Source organism: Thiohalophilus sp., from assembly GCF_046483665.1.
Lineage (GTDB): Bacteria > Pseudomonadota > Gammaproteobacteria > UBA6429 > Thiohalophilaceae > Thiohalophilus.
The window spans coordinates 1-20,542 of record NZ_JAWOCR010000009.1; the positions used below are offsets into that span (position 1 = coordinate 1).

Sequence of the window (20,542 nt, forward strand, 5' to 3'; positions counted from 1 at the left end):
CTCGGCGGCGCCGTGACCGCCAACCCGGGCAGTGCCATGACAGCGGTCTCTAACCCGGCCGGTATGGCCCGGGTCGGTGCCCGGGCCGATTTTTCCATGGAAGCCTTCATGCCGGACCGTTCGGTCGATTTCACCGCCTCGGGGGGCGATGTGGCGGACAGTGCCGTCGATATCTATGGTGTGCCGGCCATCGGCTGGACCGCGCCGACGTCCGAGGGCAGCGAGGTCTATTTCGGTGGCGGGATGTACGGTACCTCCGGGATGGGCGTGGATTATGCACCGACTGCCACTTCAGGCGGTAGCGAATGGGACGGTTACAGTAATGTCTCCTTCTGGCAGATGGCCCCCGGTTTTGCCTGGAACGTGAATGAGCGCTACAGCGTGGGCGTGACCCTGAATATTGATTATCAGTCGGTGGCTTTCAAGCAGAACGATAGCGGACAGGATATCAACTTTGATCTGGGCCGCAGCGCCAGTGGTTTCGGCCTCGGTTTCGGGGTAGGGCTGCTGTATGACGTAAACGATCAGCTGACAGTGGGCTTTAATTACAAATCCAAACAGCATTTCAGTCCGATGGAATATCAGCTGGCCGAGGGGGATATCAGAAGTAATAGTACTGATTTTGCCGCCGGCACCTACAAGCTGGATCTCGATTTCCCGCAACAGGCCGCGGTTGGTCTGGCGTATCGTGCCAATGACAATCTGACCGTCTCGGCGGACCTCAAGTGGATTAACTGGTCCGATACCATGGACAAGCTGTCGGTCACCGGACCCGGCGGGAGTTTCCCGATGGACCCGGGCTGGGATGATCAGACCGTCTATGCCCTGGGCGTTGCCTACGGTATCAGTGAGCGAGTGACCCTGCGTGCCGGGTATAACTATGCCGAATCACCGTTCGGGGATAGCGAGGCGGGACAAAACCTGCTGCTGCCGGCCATTGTTGAGACGCATTACACTGTGGGCATGAATGTGCTGCTTAACAAACATTGGGAACTGGGTGGGCATTACATGTATGTGCCGGAAGAAACCCTGACCACGACTAATGGTGCAAAGATCAGCCTCTCTGAACAGTCGTTCGGATTCAATATCGGTTACCGGTTTTAAGCGATAGCCATGACGGGTTACGGTTTTGGGCTGAGGACAGGAGCATCAGCCCGGAACCGGGCCAGTATAGTCTCTGTTTATTGCGCTTTATACGAGCTACCGCGCGGTGTGAGGGCAGCAGTATGAACAGGACGATTGTTTAATATCTGAATCTGTCTGTGACCGGTAACCGTTCCTTCTTCACGGGGGCTTTTCCACCACAGACGGCAGTGTCTCCAACCTCGGGCGCTTTGGATAATCGAACCGTAATTTAATCCCCTGCGCCGGGGGATAGAGTGTGCCCGGCCTGGGCCTGGTGTGAAAAGTCCGTCCCTGAGGTTCGCGACAATCCTGTTTTTCTCATCATTAGCATGGCCGGGAGCAATAGTAGGCAGCCAGAATTACAATGCGATACACGATTTCCCTGCGACCCCTCCTGACAGTTCACGGTCAGCAAATGGATCGAGAGCACTCCGGCAGATTTGTCACCAGACGGTGTTCAGTGGCTCTTTGGCCAGCACAGTATTGATTACTCTACTGTGAATATTGGCCATGGCAGAAAATGAATCGTGAACAACCTCTTAATGAGAATGCGGGTGGCCCACCCTGAGTGTATTACCGGTGGATGGCATGCGATGTGGCATGCCAAAGGTTGTCCCTTGCGAAAGGCAATGTCGAGAGATCATGAATGCCTGTGAGCTTTCCATTATGCTCGAAACGTCATTGTGTAATGATTATTGCCCACCAGAGCCCGGTGGCCAGAGAAATGTCAAAATACTACCTGACACTATTTTGCAGACAAGGAAATGGCAGCTGGCGATTCCCGCCTGTACTCTGTTGGCTGTACGTTACACTGCCAGTCGCGGGAAAAAGAGTAGAGCGAACAGGGAAAGAAAAGGTAGAGCGGAGACTAAATCTTTTGATAAAGGCATGAGTGGCGACATTTGCTATAAAGCTCTATGCAGATCTCCTGGTATCAGATTGCCCGGATTAACAGGGATATGAGTAAAGTCTCCGGAAATTGTGCGGAATTTTTCAGTGTATAATATAGCCTGAAATAAAAGCATACTCCGCAAAGTCGTTGAATCAGTGTCCGTAATCTACTATGTTCTGAATGTGAATGTGAAATTAACCGAACACGCCTGGATAATTTAAAATGAAAAAAGTGATGCTCGGCCTTGTTTTTCTGATGCTGATTGTAATCATTGCTGCTGTTTTCTATGTGCTTACTAACCTGGATTCGATTGTCAAGGCGGCGATTGAAAAATACGGTTCACAAGCGACGCAAACTGCCGTTCAGGTGGATAAGGTGCGAATCAAACTTACCGAAGGCGATGGCACCATTTTTGGCCTCAGCGTCGCCAACCCGAAAGGCTTTGCGCTACCTTATGCCGTTACCCTGGGTGAGACCGGCCTCGGTATCGAGCTCAAGTCCATCAAGAAAGAGCCATATGTAATTAACCATATCACGGTGCGTGAACCGAGGGTATTCTTCGAAGTCAATGCGGATAACAAGACCAACCTGAATGAATTAAAAAAGAATCTCACTGCCGGTCTTCCTTCCGAAGAACAGGGTAAACCTGTAGACAAAACGTCCGCCGAGTCGAGATTGATCATTCGACAGCTCACCTTCGAGCAGGGTCGGATTGATGCTAAAGTGACCCCTCTTGATAAGAATTACGAGCTTGAGCTCCCGGGCATCAATATGACCAACCTGGGCGGCAGCCAGGGTGCCACGCCGACCGGACTGGCCAGGGAAATATTGCAACGGTTAATGGATACCGCGAAAGAGGCAGTCAGGAAAAAAGGGATTGATGCCGAACTGGACAAGGTCAAGACTGATGCCAAAGCGCGAGTGGAAGAAGAGAAAGCCAGGCTAAAAGATGAGGCGGATAGCAAGCTTGAGTCTGAAAAGGAAAAAGTCGAAGACAAACTGAAAAATCTGCTGCGCTGAATTAAAACTCTCCATACCCGGCCCTGGCCCTGGCCCTGGCAAAACCGCAACCGTTGCATTACTCCTTGAGCCAGCTTACTCAGTAAAATCGAGTAATGTTAAAGGGGGTTATTCACTGTGACGTGTAACAGTGAACAGGGGTCCTGCCGCCGCAGAGTGGATAACCGGCTATCTGATACTTCCGCATACCCCTGTTCCTGTCTCAGCCTGGTGGGCTATCGAGAACTTCTACCTGGACCTGCATATCGCTGAAGGTCGCCGGTGGGCCGAACTGTGTGTAGATTGCTACATCCGCTGCGTCTCGACCATAGGCCACGGCGAGTCGCCCCCCGCGCAAGGTGCTTTCGGTGGGATCAAAGGTGTACCAGTGATTGTCCACATAGGCTTCGAACCAGGCATGCATGTCCATCGGTTCCAGGGCATGCAGATAGCCCACCACCAGGCGCGCGGGAATACTGAGTGCGCGGCACAGGGCAATACCCAGGTGAGAGAGATCACGGCAGACCCCGTTGCCCTGCAGATTAACCTCGGCGGCGGACAGCGGGAATGCGCTCGTTCCCGGCGCATAACGGATCGACTCGCGCAGCCACCGGGTAATTCTCGCGACCTGATCGTAGCCCAGCGGTAGTCCCTCCACAATCTCCCTTGCCATGTTGCCGAACTTATCTGATTCACAATAACGGCTTGGTAGCAGGTACATGAGGACATTATCGGGCAGATCCGGGATTTCGACGAAGCCCCCGCCGGGGGCCTCTTCAAGGTTGTCACGGGTAATGACATCGGCGGAAGTGCGAACGTAAAACTCCCCGGCCGGCGCGATCAGTCGCTGGCAAAGGTTACCAAAGATATCGGTATATTCCTGCACCGGTACCACGGGACCAAAGGTATAACTTTCCCGGGCGATCCACTGCCGCAACCCGCTGCGGGCGCGAAGCATAAGAATGAGCGGCGTGGGATAGGCCAGTTGGAACTCAAGATTGCAGGTTGTTCGCATCCACATTCGGGGCCTCGATCGGGTTGGGCAGACTGGATTGACTCGCCTTTGAATAGCCTAACAGGGAGTGTATTCGAGGGATAGCAGTCACAAACTTCTGATTTTGATTGGTGTATTACTTACGCGGCTCTGCCCTGTTGAGCACGGTTGTGGCGTTGAAAAAGATTTGTCGAGTACTTGAACGATCGCTCAACTACGGCTACAGTGAACTTGATTGTTGAGCGATCGTTCATGAATGACGTTCGCAGCGAAATACACAACAAAAGGAGGTTTTTATGGCTGATCAGGAACTGGATGCGAAGGGGCTGAACTGTCCGCTACCGATTCTGCGCGCCAAAAAGTCGATTACCCAAATGGAATCCGGTCAGGTGCTGCATATCGAGGCCACCGATCCGGGTTCGGTCAAGGATTTTGACGCCTTTGCCAAACAAACCGGTAATGCCCTGCAGGAGTCGCGTGAGGAAAACGGAACGTTCCACTTTTTGATTCAAAAAGCCTGAGGGCAGGAGGTTAACCATGAGTGATGAAAAGAAACTGGCGATTATCGCTACCAAGGGCACGCTCGACTGGGCGTATCCGCCGTTTATTCTGGCTTCCACCGCTGCGGCGCTGGGTTATCAGGTACAGATATTTTTTACTTTCTACGGCCTGCAACTGCTGCGCCAGGATCTGGATTTGAAAGTCTCGCCGCTGGGTAACCCCGGCATGCCGATGCCGCTGGGCATGGATAAATGGTTCCCGGTACTGGGTACGGCGATCCCCGGCATGCAGTCCATGATGACCTCGATGATGAAAAGCAAACTCAAGAGCAAGGGCGTGGCCAGTGTGGAAGATTTACGCGAGATGTGTTTTGAATCGGATGTGAAAATGATTGCCTGCCAGATGACCGTGGATCTGTTTGACATGGAACAGAGCAGTTTTATCGACGGTATTGAATATGGCGGCGCGGCGATGTTCTTCGAATTCGCCGGCGAGTCCGATATCTGCCTGTTCACCTGAACCGGGCCGGGCACAAACACTGCCCATTGATAATGGGCAGTTAACGTAGTGATGTTAAAAGGATGAATAATGCGCACGAGGTATCAAGCGGCACTGCCTGCCTTTCTGTTCGCGGCCCTGGCGATGCCGGCGGCGATGGCGGATGAATCCGTCCCCAGCTACGAACAGGCGCGGGAGCAATTTGAAGATAAACGCCGGCAAAATGCGAAAGGGCCGAAGCTGGGTTCTGAAGACCGGCAGATCATGCAACAGGCCGGTGAGGATCTGGCCGCCGGCATGCCGGATCCGGGACTCGAGGTGGGTGAGAAGGCACCGGATTTTACCCTGCCCAATGCTTTTGGCGAATCAATTACTCTGTACGGGCAGCTGAAAAACGGGCCGGTTGTGCTCGTCTTTTATCGCGGCGCCTGGTGTCCTTACTGCAATCTTCAGCTGCATACCCTGTGCGAAAGCCTGCCGGCAATCGAAGACGAGGGCGCGCAGTTGATCACGGTAACACCGCAGAAGCCGGACAAGTCGCTGGAGCAGGTGAAGGAAGACGATTACCCGTTCGAGATTCTGAGCGATCTGGACAGCTCGGCGATGAAAGCCTACAACCTCTATTTTGAGGTGCCGATGGAGCTGGTGGAGGTCTACCGGCGTAATTTCGGACTCGATCTGGCCGACTATAACGGCGATGGCCGCTATGTGCTGCCGGTACCGGCGACCTATATTATCGACCGCGAGGGTGTCATTCGGGCGGGGGCCGCCGATGTGAACTACAAGGAACGGATGGAACCGGCGGCGATTGTCGAGGCTCTGAAACAGCTTTAACTGTGACGGCCCGGCTCAATGCCGGGTCGGGCTACCCAGGGCGAAAAACAGGTTGTCGATGATTTCGTGCAGCTGTCGCGCATCGGGGCGGGTCTTGTGATAGACGCGCAGACCGTAGATGCCGGCAATCAACAGGCGTGCCAGTGCTTGCGGATCCCGGTTGGGATCGAGTTCGCCCGCCGCCTGGGCTTCCTGCAATACGCGGGCAAATTCGGTTTCCACTTCGGCAAACATGTCGCTGACACGCCGGTTGATCTCGGTATCCTCGGCCGGTGTTTCAAGTAACGTGTTGACCAGCAAGCAGCCTTTATTGTCCGGATCGCAGACCATCTCCTCGATCAGCATATCGAAAAAAGCGCGCAGGCGGCCTAGCGGCGACTCTCCATTGTGCAGGCACGACTGGATCCGCTCGCGGATACCGCTGAAGTAAGCATCCAGCGCGGCGATAAACAACGCCCGTTTGTTCTGGAAAGTGCCGTAAAGACTGCCCGGTTGCAGATGGGTCGCGGCAGTCAGATCCTTGACCGAGGTAGCGTGATACCCCTGGCGCCAGAAAACACTCATGGCGCGGCGCAGGGCTTCATCGCGATCGAATTCGATGGGACGTGGCATTATTCTGTCTCACTGTTGCTGTTTGCCGAATGTTGCAGTACCGGCGGTAAGAAAATTATAAAGCATAAAAGTGACAACGGCCTTTCCCGACCTGCCAAGAACGCAAGGACAAGATTCTCATGCTATTTAAAACAGAATAGCAATACTTGAACAATCATTCAAGTATTGCCATACTGGTTCAATATCGAATAGTCACTCAAAATCAGCAGGAGGCGCCCATGACCCGGTTTACTTTTCATGATGAAAATTCCGCGCCGCAAGCCGCCCGGCCAGCCATGCAACAGGCCAAAGACGCGTTTGGTTTTGTCCCCAACCTGATCAGCGGCATGGTCAATTCCCCTGCACTGGCCGAGGGGTATCTCACACTTTCCGGTCTGTACGCCAACAGTCACCTGACACCCCGGGAGCAGCAGGTCGCCCTGCTGGCGGTCAGTCGTTATAACAGCTGCGATTACTGTGTCTCGGCCCACTCCATGCTGGCGGATATGGCGAAGCTCCCGGCGGATGCGATTGCGGCGCTGCGTGAGGATCGACCCATTGACGATCCCAAACTCGAAGCTCTGCGCACTTTTACCGCCAAAATGGTAGACAAGCGTGGCTGGCTGAGTGAGGCGGATGTCCGTGAATTTCTGGATGCCGGTTACGAGATGAAGCACGTCGGCGATGTGATTCTGGCCGTCGGAATCAAAACCATGAGCAATTACTTCAATCACATTGCCCAGACCCCCCTTGATGAGGCGATGAGCCAGTACGCCTGGGAACATCCTGCAAAATAGCGGGCACTGGTGTCCCGGGTCGTAGCCGGCGGTTCAGCCGGCTACCGGGCATCAATCGGTGTAAGGACGAGCGCATAAAAGCGTCTTGAATGTTATCGATCCATTTCATCGAGTGTCATTATGCCGTGATTGCGCCCATAATTAACTGGTTACCGGGATATCGGGAGTCAGGGAGAACAAAATTAATGAAAGCATCTGATCTGTTTGTCAGGGCACTGGAAGCGGAAGAAGTGGAATACATTTTCGGTATTCCGGGCGAAGAGAATCTCGATCTGCTCAACGCGTTAAAGGACTCATCGATTCGACTTATTCTGACCCGTCATGAGCAGGCGGCGGGTTTCATGGCCGCGACTTACGGCCGGCTGACCGGCAAGACCGGCGTTTGCCTGGCAACCCTGGGACCGGGCGCCACCAATCTGGTGACGGCCGCCGCCTATGCCCAGCTGGGGGCCATGCCCATGCTGATGATCACCGGCCAAAAACCGATCAAAGCGAGCAAACAGGGTGAGTTCCAGATTGTGGATGTGGTGGACATGATGCAACCGCTGACCAAATATACCCGCCAGCTCAGCAGTGCGCACAATATTCCGGCGCGGGTACGCGAAGCCTTTCGCCGCGCCGGGGACGAACGACCGGGGGCGGCGCATCTGGAGTTGCCCGAGGATATCGCCCGCGAGGAGACGGAGGTGGGTGTGATTACCCGCAGCCGCTTTACCAATCCCCGGGCCAGCGAGGATTCGATTGAAGCGGCGCTGGCGATGATGAACACGGCCAGACATCCGCTGTTGTTGATTGGCGCCGGCGCCAACCGGCGCCAGACCTGTGCGGCACTGCGTGAGTTTGTCGATAAAAGCGGCATTCCCTTTTTCAGCACCCAGATGGGCAAAGGCGTACTCGATGAACGCCATCCGCTGTATCTGGGGACGGCCGCATTGTCCGGCGAGGATTATCTGCACCGGGCCATCGAGGCGGCGGATCTGATTATCAATGTCGGTCACGATGTGGTGGAAAAGCCGCCCTTTATCATGGCTGACGATCCCGTCAGCGACATCGATAATCCGGATCTGGCCGGGGCAGGACACGCCGGTTCGGCGCGGGTCATTCACATCAACTATATCACCGCGGCGATCGATGCGGTCTATCATCCCCAGCAGGGTGTGATCGGGGACATCGCTGACAGCATCGAGCGTCTGACCGCCGCGCTTGAACCGTCCCGGCAGTGGGATTTCTCACGTTTCATGTCGGTCAAGCGGCATCTTGACGAGCATCTGCAACAGGGTATCGCGGACAGCCGTTTCCCGATCTATCCCCAGCGCCTGGTTCACGATGTCCGTCAGAGCATGCCGGAGGACGGTATTATTGCTCTGGATAATGGCATTTACAAAATCTGGTTCGCCAGAAACTATCCGGCGTACCAGTCCAATACCGTATTGCTGGACAATGCCCTGGCGACCATGGGGGCCGGGTTGCCTTCGGCCATGGCGGCGAAAATTGTCAATCCGCAGCGCAAGGTCATGGCCATCTGCGGCGATGGCGGCTTTATGATGAACTCCCAGGAGCTGGAAACCGCGGTGCGCCTGAATCTGGATCTGGTGGTGCTGGTCCTGCGCGATGATGCCTACGGCATGATCAAATGGAAACAGACCGACATGGGCTTCGATAACTTTGGTCTCGATTACGGCAATCCCGACTTTGTGGATTACGCGCGTTGTTACGGCGCGCAGGGCCATCGCGTCGAATCGGCCGGGGCACTGCAACCGTTGTTGCAGGAGTGCCTGGACAGTCCCGGCGTGCATCTGCTCGAGGTGCCGGTCGATTACAGCGAGAACGACCACATTCTCAATCATGAGATCAAGGAACTGAGCCGGACGATTTAGGAGTCCCAGCATGGAACATTTCCCGCAAATGATCGTCGCCTAGGTTCCCGCCGCCGGTAATATCGAGGTGCTTGCCCCGTTCGATCGCGCGCCGATTGCCACACTGGAGTCGAGCGCGCGCAATGCGATCAAGCAAGTGCTGGATACTTCAGTGAACAAGGTACCCTGAGCGATAACGAATCAATACTAACCGGACAAGGAGTAATCAATGACTGCTAATCTGTTTGAACCGACAAAAATCGGCGCCCTGACCCTGGCCAACCGTGTTGTCATGGCGCCCATGACCCGCAACCGGGCGATTGAAGGCAATGTGCCCAATCCGCTGGCGGTGACTTATTATCAGCAACGCGCCGGGGCGGGGTTGATCATCACCGAGGCCTCGCAAGTCTCCCCCGAAGGGATCGGTTATCCGGCGACCCCGGGCATTCACAGCGAGGCGCAGGTTGATGGCTGGCGTCGCATCGTCGATGCCGTACATGAGGCCGGCAGCCGGATCTTTATCCAGTTATGGTATTGCGGACGTATCTCCCATCCGGATTTGTTACCGGACAACGCCACACCGGTGGCCCCGTCGGCGATTCGCCCCGAGGGGGAAGCGTTTACCTATGAAGGCCCCAAGCCGTTTATTGAACCGCGCGCGCTGGAGACTGACGAGATTCCGGGGATTGTCGTCCAGTATGAACATGCCGCAAACATGGCGAAACAGGCCGGGTTCGATGGTATCGAGGTGCATGGCGCGAACGGCTATCTTATCGACCAGTTCCTGCGTGACGGTACCAACCAGCGTGAGGATCAGTATGGCGGCAGTGTCGAGAATCGCATGCGCCTGTTGAACGAGATACTGGATGCCGTGTGCACGGTATGGCCGGCAGACCGGGTCGGGGTGCGGTTGACACCGGAGAACAGCTTCAATGACATGGTCGACTCGGACCCGCAAGGTCATTTCAGTTATTTCATTAACCAGTTGAACTCACGCGGTCTGTCCTATCTGCACTTGCTTGAAGGTGACATGATAAATCAGAGCCGCACAGTGGATTACCGGGCGCTACGCGATCAATTCAATGGTCCTTACATGGCCAATAACGGTTACGACAAGACGCGAGCGCAGGCAACAATAGAAAACGGCGATGCGGATTTGATCGCCTTTGGCGTACCATTTCTGGCCAATCCGGATCTGGTGCGTCGCCTCAGGGAAGATTTGCCATTGAATGAACCGGACCCATCGACATTTTATGGCGGCGATGAGAAAGGTTATACCGATTATCCGTTCTATGACGAGATAGGGTAGAGAGCATCATCCTGGTGGAATTATCCTGACAGGAAACGGATAGATGAGGCTTCCTGGGACAGAGTATGGCCGAACTGGTGAAAGTAAGTTGGAGGAACTGCATAACCGATACTTTCTGCCTGCATGTGCCTCACAAAGGCCTGTGAGCGGGTTAGCGAGGTGCTTTATTATGTCCAGACTTCCATTGCATTTTCGATAAGGAGTGCCAGCTGAGCACCCGGTCCGGGATGCTGACATTATGAGGAGATGCCCAGACCGTGTGAGCTGCCGGGGCTTCAGGTTACTCAAGATTGCATAGCTATTAGACTACTCAGCCGGGCGGTATCTGGCGCACGAGTCTTGAGGTCCCACTGGTATCCTCCATTGTTGCTGGTGTGTCTGCCTTTCCCGGCGACGGGGTGTTCAGGGAACTACTGTTTCATTGGGATGGTCTACGCAGTATTGGTGTGATTCAGCGCGGAGGGAGCGTCTTGCGGATTTATCAACTGCTGCACGACTTGCGTGTCCGGATGAAACGATATTCTGTTATATGAGTCGCTATACGTCCAGACAGAGTCTTGCTCTACCCGCCGCCGATTATAGTTTTGGTATAATTACCTGTTGCCCCAATGATGTTACGGCAGGTCAGTTCATTGGCTCGAGCTGCTGTTTGCGGGGATTACAACCGTCTTACAGCATATCCTGTTTGCGTGAGAATGAGTCATTTTACGAGAAGATCCAGCAGTACAGTGGCTCGTTTTCATGAGGTGCATGCAGGGGCTGTTCGCCGTCTCGGTGATGTTGACTGGTGGGGATTAATATATAAGGTGTCGGTCATCATCCAATAAAGCTGATTTGCTGTTATTCTGAACATGAATAGAATAATATTTTACAAACTCGAACAAGGAAATAAGGTATGCAACCATCCGTCTCTGATGATGATCACACATTAGACTTGCCGGCGATACGTCAGGTAGAGATCAGTGAGCCGTTGCGCTGGCTGGAAGCCGGCTGGCAGGATTTTCGCCGTATGCCGCTGTACAGTGGGTTCTACGGACTGGTTTTTATTCTGTTGGGTTATGTTTTGACTGCGGCTGCCTGGCAATCGCCAATACTGGTAATGACCTTCGTGACAGGATTTTTCCTGGTGACGCCATTTCTTGCACTGGGACTTTATCATCTCAGCCGACAGCGGGAACAAAGCACTGTGGTGAGCTTTAAACAATCGTTGCTGGCATTTCTGGAAAGAAAATTCGATATGGCCCTGCTCGTTACCTTTCATGCTGTCATAATGGTTGCCTGGATCCGGCTTACCACTCTGTTGAGTGCTTTGTATTTAAGCGGTACCAGTTCCAGTGTCTCGGTCCTGGTCGAGGAGTTATTCAGCACGCCAGAGGGTCTTGGTATGTTTGGTCTGTTTGTCCTGACCGGTGCGGTACTGGCAGTCCTGGTGTTTATCACCAGTGTGGTGTCATGGCCCATGTTGCTGGATCGGCAAAGCGGAGTTATCAATGCGGTAGCCTCCAGCGTTCAGGTTGTTAAGCATAACAAGCTGGTCATAATATTGTGGGCGGTTTTAATTGTAGGCCTGCTGTCGATTGGTCTGGCGACGTTGTATCTCGGTTTGCTGGTTATTATGCCGGTACTGGGTCACGCAACCTGGCATGCCTATCGCTCACTGGTGGCCTGAGGTCGTTCACGAGGAGGGGCTGATCCATGCCGTAATTCGCCTATCTGGGTCTCTGTTTCGTTAAATGGCCTTGTTGAGTCTGCTGGTAAGGGTCTCGGGTCAGCTCTTAATTTTGAGCTGCAGGTCACATTGTCTGAAATTGTATGAGTCGTATCAGGGTAAACACCTAGATACTTTTAGTAATACCTGTGTGAAAATTTATTTTCATAACATCATGGAAGATTATTTAAAGGAGTTAAATCAGAAGAGAATTAACACGGTATGGCTAACTGGCACGAATTGGACTGTAGTATTTCTATTGCCGAAGTGGCGGAACTGCCACTGTTAAAAGGTATAAGCCAGGCCGAACTGAGCTGGTTGCTACATCAGTGTGAAGTTGTGTCCCTGGAAAAAGGACAGGTCCTGCTCACTCCCGAGAAGGATAATAATACTATATATATAGTTCTGAAGGGCCAGCTGATTGTCCAGTTTGATCCGCTGCGGGGCGATTTACATGCCCATGTTGGCCCGGGTGGATGGCTGGGGGAGATGTCGGTCATCGACCATGAGCGCCCCTCGGCAACAGTAGTAACAGAAACACAGGTGCAATTGCTGGCGATTCACGAGAGTATCTGGTGGGAATTAATTGAACGATCACATGTTGGCGCACGTAACTTCCTGCATGCACTGTCTTCACGCTTACGCGATGACAAAAAACTACTTACCGAGGGTATGCAGAAGCAGAAGATATTTTCCGAAAAAGCGCAGACGGATTCGCTGACCGGGCTGCGTAACCGGCACTGGCTCAATGAAAAACTGCCGGAATTTCTGCAACAAAAAGAAGGCGGATATTCTTTATGCAGTCTGTTGATGCTGGATATTGATCATTTCAAACAATTTAATGATCAGTATGGCCACCTGGCCGGAGATCGTGTTCTGCAAAGTGTGGCAAATATTGTACGAGACAATCTGCGGGATAATGATGCCGCGATTCGCTACGGGGGTGAGGAGGTTGTTCTTGTCCTCCCGGATACCACCGAACAAAATGCCTTTGTGATTGCTCAAAGGCTTCGGGATTTTATTCGTGTAAATGAAGTAAGAAATCATGATGGTAACCTGCTGCCGCCGGTAAGTGTCTCTATCGGTGTTTATACCATAGACAGAGGGGATACCACCGAACAGGTTCTGAGTCGCGTCGATAGTGCGCTTTACAAGGCCAAAAAGGCCGGCCGTGATCGGGTTGTTAGCTGGGAAAATCAGTAGCCTGGTGCGCATGGTCACGTGTTTAAAGACTTGAGCAGTAAAAAGTCCCGCATAGCATCCTGCGAGTATCCGATATCAAGCAATGTGCCCCCTGGTACATGAACAGGCTCCCAAATGAGTCAGTTCAGGTTTGATTGAGAGACAGTTGTCATCTTTGCTATGATGTTTTATATTCTGTGTGGTTATTGTACCGGACATACAAGAATATGACTATGCTGAATCTCTCCCGTAATTTATTTGTGCCATTTTATTTTTTTATGCTCCTGTTCATGCAACCTGTACAGGCCAATGACCGGCTGCAACTGGCCGATGAGGCAGTAGCCAATATCCTCTTTGATTACGATGGCAGTTTTGAGTTCGCCAGCTATAAAGTCGATGAAAACGGTTTTGTCGATATTACTTTTGCCAGCAATACCCCCGCCTCGCTGTATAGCGAAATTCTTGACAAACTTGAAAGCCATCCCGCGATAGACGGGGTGTTGTCGGGCAAGGGTGGACCAAGCTGCGATCTTTTTTAGGCAGGGAACTCGGGCTTATTTTGCCAATAGAGCGATACCACTGATGACAAGCAAGATCCCGATGGCACGTTGAAACTGACGCTGTGTGATCGTGGTATGAATATGCCCGCCTATATACAGGCCGAGCGCCATCAGCGGTAACGAGGCGGCTATCCAGTGCAGGATTTCGCGGCTGTATAAGCCTGCAACCGCGTAGCCGGAGAGGCGGATGCCGCCTTCGAGTAAAAATACCGTGGCGATGGTGGAGCGAAATACGCTCTTCGGCAGGCCGCGTAACTGATAATAAATCACATATAATGGCCCACTGGTGCCAAACAACGTACCGACAATCCCGCCCAGCGAACCCGCAGCAACCGACCAGCGGGCACTGATCTGGCGTTTCAATGTTGGTCCGACAAGACTGTAGACGGCAAATGACAACACAAATACCCCCAGAGCATTAACCAGCATCGAGGTGTCCAGACTCTTCAGCAGATACAGCGCCAGGACAACGCCGATCACGGTGAACGGCAAGACCGTCAACACTTCCCGCCACGCCGTATGCTGGCGGTGTCGCCAACCATGTACGAAAGATGCCGTAACGTCCACGAAACTGATATAGGGCAAGACGAACGTCAACGGCAAGAACAGTGCAAGTAAAGGAATCGCAATCAGGCCGGAGCCAAAACCGGTGATGCCGCGAAAGGTATAGGCAGCTATCAGGATTGCGGCGCTGGCAAACAGAAAAATTTCGGGAACAGAAGCTGACATGCTGGTTACTTTACCATTATGTGTCAAAATTACCTATCAGGACGATAATGGAGAGTGACTGTGACTGTTCCTCTTACTATGGCGGACGGGTCCGCACACCAGATTGCTGCTGGTTTTGAATATTGCACAGGGATTGTCAATGATAATTGCACGGCTGTGTGGTCTGCCCGGCCTAGGCCGCTCTGGTAATATGAAATCTCCATTCTTGAGTCAGCTTATACGACAGACAGGCGAAAACTGGTAAACTTTGTCTGGTGTCGGATAATCGTGGTTTGACACAGGGTGGTTCGCCCTTCGGCGGCCAAAGATCATTCACTATACAGATTCGTAGCTTATCATGGTTGATCATATTCTTCGGGATCTCGATCCTGCATCATTACGTTCTCGTGCCGGACACTGGATTGAATCCCGGCGTACTCAGTACGCGATTGTCATTCTTATTATTATTAATGCAGTTATTCTTGGTCTGGAGACCTCCAGTACGGTGATGGAACAGTTCGGACCGTTTTTAATCGCGGCTGACCGAATTATCCTGTTCATATTCGTACTGGAGATCGGGATTAAATTGTTTGCTTATCGCTTGCGGTTTTTCAGCGTAGCCTGGAATGTGTTCGATTTTGTCGTGGTCGGAATAGCACTGATACCCGCCAGTGGTCCGCTTGCGGTGCTGCGCGCACTGCGTGTGTTACGTGTACTGCGTCTGATATCCATGGTGCCCAAGTTGCGTTTTATCGTGGAAGCGCTGTTACATGCGGTGCCGGGAATTGCATCAATCGCCGGTTTGATGCTGTTACTGTTCTATGTCTTCGCGGTGATGGCGACCGGACTTTTTGGTGATGCCTTTCCACAATGGTTCGGCACCATCGGGGGTTCGATGTTTACCCTGTTCCAGATCATGACTCTGGAGAGCTGGTCTATGGGTATCGTCCGGCCGGTGATGGAAGAGTTCCCCTATGCCTGGTTGTTCTTCGTTCCGTTTATCCTGATCGCGACGTTCACCATGCTGAATCTGTTCATCGGCATTATTGTCGATACCATGCAGACCATGCATGAGGCCGACCATGCCCGGGAGCGTGACGCGATTGAAAATACCATCCATCAGGAAAGCGGGACGATTGAACAGGAGATCCGGGCTCTGCGCGAAGAAATCCGGGTCTTGCACAGTGCCCTGGCCAGCGAGCAAGCCAGGCCTGATACCGGAAGAACCAGGTAAGCGGTTGGATTACAAAACCCTGCATCAACCCTTCCTCTGCCTGGAACCCGCTCCAGGCAGGAACTTCTGTCTGAACGACCAGGGAGAGTATTGCACGGAGTAACCTGTACGGGTGCCCCGTCAAACCATATATCGATACAGCAGGTCTTGTTCATGACAACAGCACTGGAAATAGACTTGCCGGGAGAAGGACAGGGGGCAGCGGATATCAGTCACGCCCCGAAGTCCTGCAGGATCTGTTTCGTATTTCCGATTGTTATATGATGCGCTATTGAACGCTATCGGTAGCAATAACACCACGCTCATCGATTGCCTGATGGAAGTAGTTACATAAAGGTGAGTATACTTGATGATGCTTCACCGGAACTGCTCATTGCGTAGCCGAAAGGCGCCCGAGACAGGATCGTTTAAAACTTACATTACCGAATATACATCGCAGTGTAAATATTGGCTCTGGCATGATCGAGTAATCTTTCACTTTTCGACCGGCAATACAGTTCGAAAGGCATAACTTGCTGCACTATTCAAGACTACAGGCGGAGATCATGTGGTGATTAACGCTTTCAGTCATGATGCTCCGTTAATGTACCCGTATCCCGGTACGCCGCTTCAGCACCAGTCTGTCCATCAGCCTCTCGGCGAGAAATTTATGCTGTCAGGGACTCGCAAGCAGGAAAACAGTCCCACAACAGACAAGAATCCGGAATTCTGTTTTTATTTATAGGTGTATAGGGACGGAGGCGGATATATTCGTAAATCGGGACTTTACTGATTTTCGTCAATTCCTTTTCCGGTTTTCTGTGCCACTATTAACAAATCGTGAATAAACATAAAGAGGTTCGCCGTGGCACATATTGTGATCCTGGGAGCGGGTATCGGCGGTGTTCCCGCCGCTTATGAGATGCGCGAGGCACTGGGCAACTCGCATGATATAACTGTCGTTAATGCGACGGATTATTTCCAGTTTGTCCCCTCCAACCCATGGCTGGCGGTCGGCTGGCGAACCCGGCCTAAGATCACCGTGTCAATCGGTCGCTATCTCGAGAAACGCAATATCAACTTTATTGCCAGACAGGTTGATGCCATCGACGCCGACAACAACGCGCTTATACTTGAAGGTGATGAAACGGTAAATTATGACTATCTGGTGATTACCACCGGCGCGAAGCTGGCTTTCGACGAAGTGAAGGGGACGGGTCCCGATGGCGGCTATACCCAGTCTGTCTGTACAGTCGACCACGCGGAAAAATCGTACGCCGATTTCCAGAAGCTACTGGAAGATCCTGGTCCTGTCATCGTTGGTGCCGCTCCGTTCGCCAGTTGTTTCGGACCGGCCTATGAATATGCGGCGATTCTGCATCAGGCCCTGAAGAAACAAAAAATTCGCGACAAGGTGCCGATCACATTTGTCACCAGTGAGCCGTACATCGGCCATCTCGGCCTGGGTGGTGTCGGAGACTCCAAAGGCATGCTGGAGCATGAATTTCGAAACCGGCATATCAACTGGATCACCAACGCCAAAACGACCCGGGTTGAAGACGGCAAGATGTATGTCGATGAGCTGAACGAGGATGGCGAAGTCAAGAAGCAGCATGAGCTGGAGTTCAAACATGCCATGATGTTGCCCGCCTTCAAGGGAGTCGACGCGGTTGCCAATGTGCCTGAACTGTGTAATCCACGTGGATTTGTTAAAGTTGATGAGTTTCAACGTAGCACTCAATATCCGAATATATACTCGGCCGGTGTTTGTATTGCTATCCCGCCTGTAGAAGCGACCCCGGTACCGACCGGGGCACCGAAGACCGGTTATATGATCGAGTCCATGGTGACCGCTATCGTAAATAACATTCAGGCCGAACTGGAAGACAAGACGGTCCAGTCCAAAGCTAGCTGGAATGCGTTTTGTCTGGCCGATCTGGGAGACACCGGTGCGGCATTTGTGGCTATCCCGCAGATCCCTCCACGCAATGTTACCTGGTTCAAAAAAGGCAAATGGGTACACTGGGCCAAGATCGGCTTTGAGAAATACTTCCTCTACAAAGTTAAACGAGGTATTTCTGAACCGCTGTTTGAAAAAATGGCGTTGAAGATGATGGGGATCGTCCGTCTGAAGAAGTAGCTGGATACACCCAAAAGTAGGAGCACTGCGGGATAAGAGTACCGATAACTGGCTGGTACAAGTTCATTACCGTGTCGTGGAAACCGTTAAAAACTGCGAACTGGCCTCGGGGATCAGGGGCTGAAAAAGAAGATGAAGTGATCTGGCTATTTTCAGGCAGGAAGTCGGCGATCCGTATGCTGATATCGGGGACCTGATATCTGAGCAGGATAATCTGGAGCGGCTGTTCAACGAACTGACCAGGGTGATCAAAAAAGCGGAATTTCGACCATTTCGAATCCTTTCCTGAAGCTGCTCAATCAGGCTAGGATCGAAAGCACACGTACGAAGACGAAGTCCTCACGCGGATGGGCTCACGGCACGTTGTTGACCGGTTGCGATAAAATCGCACCGCAGCCGTGTCGATCAAGCCGGGTGAGTCATAACCGTGTATTTTGACTATCGCCTGGCCGGCACAGCCAGTCAGGCGATGGTAATATCCGTATCCTGATACACGTCCTGGATGGCATTCAATAGCGCCACGCCTTCCGCCATCGGCTTCTGGAACGCCTTGCGGCCACTGATCAGGCCCATGCCACCGGCCCGTTTGTTGATGACTGCTGTTCGTACAGCCTGGTGTAAATCGTTTTCACCGGAGGCACCGCCGGAATTGATCATGCCGACCCGGCCCATATAGCAATTGGCGACCTGATAGCGAACCAGATCAATCGGGTGTTCGGAGGTCAGCGTGTCATACATGCCGGGATGGGTCTTGCCAAAACCGATGGCGCTGAAGCCGCCGTTAAGGGTTGCCTGCTTCTGTTTGATAATATCGGCATCGATGGTGGCTGCCAGATGGTTGGCCTGGCCGGTCAGATCCGCCGCGGTGTGATAGTCATGGTCCTGCTGTTTGAAGGCATCATTACGCAAATAGGCCCACAATACCGTCACCAGCCCCAGCGAGTGGGCATGTTCAAAGGCCTCGCTGATCTCCATGATCTGGCGACGGGATTCAGGTGAGCCGTAATAGACTGTGGCGCCGACGGCCACGGCGCCCATATCAAACGCCTGGTCGACACTGGCAAACAGGGTCTGGTCATAGTGTTTGGGATAACTCAGCAACTCGTTATGGTTGATCTTGAGGATCATCGGGATTTTATGGGCATAGTCCCGGGCCACCGATTGCAGCACGCCGAGGGTGGAGGCAATGGCATTACAGCCCCCCTCGATGGCCAGCTCGAACAGATTGGCCGGATCAAAATAGGCGGGATTGGGGCTAAATGAAGCCCCCGCGGTATGTTCCACGCCCTGGTCCACCGGCAGTATCGAGACATAACCGGTGTTGGCCAGTCGGCCATGCTGGAAGATGGCGTTGAGGTTGCGTAGCATCGCCGGTTTGCGGTTCTTGTGCGCTACCACCCGATCCAGATAATCGGGACCGGGCAGGTGAAGATCCGTGCCGGACAGGGTGTTACAGTGGTGATTGAGCAGGTCGTCGGCCTCGTTGCCGAGCAAAGCAGTAATATCAGTCATTATCTTTCCCGTGTTGGTCTCTGGTGTTCCGAACAGCATGCAACATACAATTGAATGTGCCAAGGTAGCGGTAGAAACTCACCGTCAATTACAAGCATAGTCAATTTGTGGAAATTGTCCCCGGAATTATCGACAGGGGAGAGTCAGTGAGAGATTGATTATCATTTTCAATTGAAGGTATGTGAGATCAAGATTCAGGTCTGCAACATTCCACAAGTTTAAACACAACACTCTAAGGAGTCTTAGAATGAAAAAACAGCATTTAGTCGCCGGATCCATCCTCTTTTTTGTCCTGCCCGGAATGGGGCAGGCAGTGGAACTGATCGGGAAAAAACTCGAACTGTATGGCAAGGCGCACGTCTCGCTCGATTACAGCGATCCGGATGCGACGGGCGAGGACAGCCAGTTTAGTGTATCGAACAACTCGACCCGCATCGGTTTCAAGGGCGAGCATGAGATCAACCCGACCATGATGCTGCTGTGGCAGTACGAACAGAACGTGGATATTGCCGAAAGCGGCGACGGCAGTAGATTTGGCTCGCGTAACAGTTTTCTGGGGCTGAAAGGCCGCTTCGGCCAGGTGCTTGCCGGCCATTACGACACGCCTTCCAAGTCGCTGGGATCGAGCTGGGCGATGTTCAGTGACACGATTGGCGATCGACGCGCGATTCTCGGCGCCTACAGTGATGGGTATGGCAATGACCTGAATGATCGGGCGGAGAATGCCATTTTATACAGCAACCAGTTCGATGCGCTGGAATTACGTGCCATGTACTCGGCCGACCCCTACTCTGACAATGTTAGCGGTGGGCAGGATAACAACGACAATGATCTGACCAGCGTGTCGCTTACCTACAACGCGAATCAACTGATTGTCGGTGCGGCACTGGAACACTGGTCACTGGATCCGGAAAATCAGGCCGAGGAGATCAACAACCTGCGTCTGACAGCTACCTACACCCTGGATCAACTGCAGTTCGGTGCCATCTACGAGTCCACCGACAGTGATGACACGACTTACGACCGGGACGCATACGGGGTGAATGCCAAATACCGCTTCGACGAGGCGCTGGATATGCGCGTGCAGTATCTTGTCGCGGACGATCACAGCGGGCAGGCCGAC

18 protein-coding genes are annotated in these 20,542 nt (G+C 52.9%); 14 read left to right on the forward strand and 4 right to left on the reverse strand.

Going from position 1 to position 20,542, the window contains the following annotated elements; translation table 11 throughout:
- A partial coding sequence (locus R6U90_RS02450) for an OmpP1/FadL family transporter (protein ID WP_410351073.1) occupies positions 1-1,104 on the forward strand: 1,104 nt, incomplete at its 5' end.
- A gap of 1,135 nt (positions 1,105-2,239) precedes the next feature.
- Positions 2,240-3,037, forward strand: coding sequence for a hypothetical protein (locus tag R6U90_RS02455; protein WP_410351074.1), 798 nt, complete (start codon positions 2,240-2,242; stop codon positions 3,035-3,037).
- A gap of 202 nt (positions 3,038-3,239) precedes the next feature.
- Here the strand turns inward: R6U90_RS02455 and R6U90_RS02460 are convergent, their stop codons facing one another.
- The gene (locus R6U90_RS02460) at positions 3,240-4,037 is read right to left on the reverse strand and encodes a transglutaminase-like domain-containing protein (RefSeq protein WP_410351075.1); all 798 of its coding nucleotides are present in this window, start codon (positions 4,035-4,037) and stop codon (positions 3,240-3,242) included.
- A gap of 269 nt (positions 4,038-4,306) precedes the next feature.
- On the opposite strand from R6U90_RS02460, the gene R6U90_RS02465 reads away from it, so the two are divergent.
- The 3 genes from R6U90_RS02465 to R6U90_RS02475 all read left to right on the forward strand — a co-directional run bounded on the left by R6U90_RS02465 (position 4,307) and on the right by R6U90_RS02475 (position 5,843).
- The gene (locus R6U90_RS02465) at positions 4,307-4,531 is read left to right on the forward strand and encodes a sulfurtransferase TusA family protein (protein WP_410351076.1); all 225 of its coding nucleotides are present in this window, start codon (positions 4,307-4,309) and stop codon (positions 4,529-4,531) included.
- Positions 4,532-4,547: 16 nt separating this feature from the next.
- Positions 4,548-5,030 carry a sulfur carrier protein DsrE2 gene (gene dsrE2 / locus R6U90_RS02470; RefSeq protein WP_410351077.1) on the forward strand — a complete coding sequence of 161 codons (483 nt, stop codon included), beginning with the start codon at positions 4,548-4,550 and terminating at the stop codon, positions 5,028-5,030.
- Positions 5,031-5,099: 69 nt separating this feature from the next.
- The gene (locus R6U90_RS02475) at positions 5,100-5,843 is read left to right on the forward strand and encodes a peroxiredoxin-like family protein (RefSeq protein ID WP_410351078.1); all 744 of its coding nucleotides are present in this window, start codon (positions 5,100-5,102) and stop codon (positions 5,841-5,843) included.
- A 15-nt stretch (positions 5,844-5,858) separates the two neighbouring features.
- On the opposite strand, the gene R6U90_RS02480 is transcribed toward R6U90_RS02475, so the two are convergent.
- Complete coding sequence (locus tag R6U90_RS02480) at positions 5,859-6,455, reverse strand: TetR/AcrR family transcriptional regulator (RefSeq protein ID WP_410351079.1); 597 nt, start codon at positions 6,453-6,455, stop codon at positions 5,859-5,861.
- A 218-nt stretch (positions 6,456-6,673) separates the two neighbouring features.
- Between R6U90_RS02480 and R6U90_RS02485 the strand changes: the two genes are divergently transcribed.
- The 6 genes from R6U90_RS02485 to R6U90_RS02510 all read left to right on the forward strand — a co-directional run bounded on the left by R6U90_RS02485 (position 6,674) and on the right by R6U90_RS02510 (position 13,825).
- A complete protein-coding gene (locus R6U90_RS02485; protein WP_410351080.1) occupies positions 6,674-7,231 on the forward strand; it encodes a carboxymuconolactone decarboxylase family protein in 558 nt (185 codons plus the stop codon).
- Between the two features lie 185 nt (positions 7,232-7,416).
- Positions 7,417-9,108 carry an acetolactate synthase large subunit gene (locus tag R6U90_RS02490; protein WP_410351081.1) on the forward strand — a complete coding sequence of 564 codons (1,692 nt, stop codon included), beginning with the start codon at positions 7,417-7,419 and terminating at the stop codon, positions 9,106-9,108.
- 208 nt (positions 9,109-9,316) lie between these two features.
- Positions 9,317-10,396 carry an alkene reductase gene (locus R6U90_RS02495; RefSeq protein ID WP_410351082.1) on the forward strand — a complete coding sequence of 360 codons (1,080 nt, stop codon included), beginning with the start codon at positions 9,317-9,319 and terminating at the stop codon, positions 10,394-10,396.
- An 895-nt stretch (positions 10,397-11,291) separates the two neighbouring features.
- Positions 11,292-12,065, forward strand: coding sequence for a DUF2189 domain-containing protein (locus R6U90_RS02500; RefSeq protein WP_410351083.1), 774 nt, complete (start codon positions 11,292-11,294; stop codon positions 12,063-12,065).
- Between the two features lie 261 nt (positions 12,066-12,326).
- Positions 12,327-13,307 (forward strand): GGDEF domain-containing protein, encoded by a 981-nt coding sequence (locus R6U90_RS02505; protein ID WP_410351084.1) that lies wholly within the window; start codon positions 12,327-12,329, stop codon positions 13,305-13,307.
- Positions 13,308-13,513: 206 nt separating this feature from the next.
- On the forward strand, positions 13,514-13,825 hold the full coding sequence (locus R6U90_RS02510; protein ID WP_410351085.1) for a hypothetical protein: 312 nt from the start codon (positions 13,514-13,516) through the stop codon (positions 13,823-13,825).
- Positions 13,826-13,840: 15 nt separating this feature from the next.
- Here R6U90_RS02510 and R6U90_RS02515 read toward each other — a convergent pair whose 3' ends face one another.
- Positions 13,841-14,575, reverse strand: coding sequence for a sulfite exporter TauE/SafE family protein (locus R6U90_RS02515; protein ID WP_410351086.1), 735 nt, complete (start codon positions 14,573-14,575; stop codon positions 13,841-13,843).
- Between the two features lie 337 nt (positions 14,576-14,912).
- On the opposite strand from R6U90_RS02515, the gene R6U90_RS02520 reads away from it, so the two are divergent.
- On the forward strand, positions 14,913-15,788 hold the full coding sequence (locus tag R6U90_RS02520; RefSeq protein WP_410351087.1) for an ion transporter: 876 nt from the start codon (positions 14,913-14,915) through the stop codon (positions 15,786-15,788).
- 844 nt (positions 15,789-16,632) lie between these two features.
- Positions 16,633-17,907: an NAD(P)/FAD-dependent oxidoreductase gene (locus R6U90_RS02525; protein ID WP_410351088.1), complete on the forward strand. Its 1,275-nt coding sequence runs from the start codon at positions 16,633-16,635 to the stop codon at positions 17,905-17,907.
- A 462-nt stretch (positions 17,908-18,369) separates the two neighbouring features.
- Here R6U90_RS02525 and R6U90_RS02530 read toward each other — a convergent pair whose 3' ends face one another.
- Positions 18,370-19,419 (reverse strand): class I fructose-bisphosphate aldolase, encoded by a 1,050-nt coding sequence (locus tag R6U90_RS02530; RefSeq protein WP_410351089.1) that lies wholly within the window; start codon positions 19,417-19,419, stop codon positions 18,370-18,372.
- Positions 19,420-19,666: 247 nt separating this feature from the next.
- On the opposite strand from R6U90_RS02530, the gene R6U90_RS02535 reads away from it, so the two are divergent.
- The coding region (locus R6U90_RS02535) for a porin (RefSeq protein WP_410351090.1) at positions 19,667-20,542 on the forward strand (876 nt) is incomplete at its 3' end.

Coding starts and splice junctions, on each gene's coding strand:
- R6U90_RS02505 (WP_410351084.1), top strand. CDS start 12,327: ATGGCTAACTGGCACGAATTGGACTGTAGTATTTCTATTGCCGAAGTG.
- R6U90_RS02500 (WP_410351083.1), top strand. CDS start 11,292: ATGCAACCATCCGTCTCTGATGATGATCACACATTAGACTTGCCGGCG.
- R6U90_RS02515 (WP_410351086.1), bottom strand. CDS start 14,575: ATGTCAGCTTCTGTTCCCGAAATTTTTCTGTTTGCCAGCGCCGCAATC.
- R6U90_RS02485 (WP_410351080.1), top strand. CDS start 6,674: ATGACCCGGTTTACTTTTCATGATGAAAATTCCGCGCCGCAAGCCGCC.
- R6U90_RS02490 (WP_410351081.1), top strand. CDS start 7,417: ATGAAAGCATCTGATCTGTTTGTCAGGGCACTGGAAGCGGAAGAAGTG.
- R6U90_RS02465 (WP_410351076.1), top strand. CDS start 4,307: ATGGCTGATCAGGAACTGGATGCGAAGGGGCTGAACTGTCCGCTACCG.
- R6U90_RS02520 (WP_410351087.1), top strand. CDS start 14,913: ATGGTTGATCATATTCTTCGGGATCTCGATCCTGCATCATTACGTTCT.
- R6U90_RS02455 (WP_410351074.1), top strand. CDS start 2,240: ATGAAAAAAGTGATGCTCGGCCTTGTTTTTCTGATGCTGATTGTAATC.
- R6U90_RS02510 (WP_410351085.1), top strand. CDS start 13,514: ATGACTATGCTGAATCTCTCCCGTAATTTATTTGTGCCATTTTATTTT.
- R6U90_RS02460 (WP_410351075.1), bottom strand. CDS start 4,037: ATGTGGATGCGAACAACCTGCAATCTTGAGTTCCAACTGGCCTATCCC.
- dsrE2 (WP_410351077.1), top strand. CDS start 4,548: ATGAGTGATGAAAAGAAACTGGCGATTATCGCTACCAAGGGCACGCTC.
- R6U90_RS02495 (WP_410351082.1), top strand. CDS start 9,317: ATGACTGCTAATCTGTTTGAACCGACAAAAATCGGCGCCCTGACCCTG.
- R6U90_RS02530 (WP_410351089.1), bottom strand. CDS start 19,419: ATGACTGATATTACTGCTTTGCTCGGCAACGAGGCCGACGACCTGCTC.
- R6U90_RS02480 (WP_410351079.1), bottom strand. CDS start 6,455: ATGCCACGTCCCATCGAATTCGATCGCGATGAAGCCCTGCGCCGCGCC.
- R6U90_RS02475 (WP_410351078.1), top strand. CDS start 5,100: ATGCGCACGAGGTATCAAGCGGCACTGCCTGCCTTTCTGTTCGCGGCC.